The sequence below is a fragment of the Pseudomonas sp. DE0010 genome, from assembly GCF_007680745.1.
In the GTDB taxonomy this organism is placed as follows: domain Bacteria; phylum Pseudomonadota; class Gammaproteobacteria; order Pseudomonadales; family Pseudomonadaceae; genus Aquipseudomonas; species Aquipseudomonas parafulva_B.
On sequence record NZ_VEJQ01000121.1, the window covers coordinates 1 to 319 of the forward strand.

1 protein-coding gene is annotated in these 319 nt (G+C 69.3%); it reads right to left on the reverse strand.

What is annotated here, in order from left to right:
- Nucleotides 1–319: sigma 54-interacting transcriptional regulator (locus FS767_RS21920; RefSeq protein WP_144968202.1), on the reverse strand; the 319-nt coding region annotated here is incomplete at both ends.

Sequence of the window (319 nt, forward strand, 5' to 3'; positions counted from 1 at the left end):
CCGACAGGCGATAGAAGAGGTCTTCACGGAAGCGCCCGGCGGCCACCTCCTCCGCCAGCCTGCGGTTGCTGGTGGCCACCACGCGGATGTCCAGCGCCAGCGGCTTGCGCGCTCCGACCCGCTCCACCTCGCGCTCCTGCAGGACCCGCAGCAGCTTGGCCTGCACCGTCAGCGGCAATTCGCCGATCTCGTCGAGAAACAGGGTGCCGCCATTGGCCGCATCGAACAGACCGGCGCGATCGCGCTCGGCACCGGTAAAGGCGCCCTTGCGATAGCCGCAGAGCTCGCTTTCCAGAAGGTGCTCGGGCAGCGCCGCGCA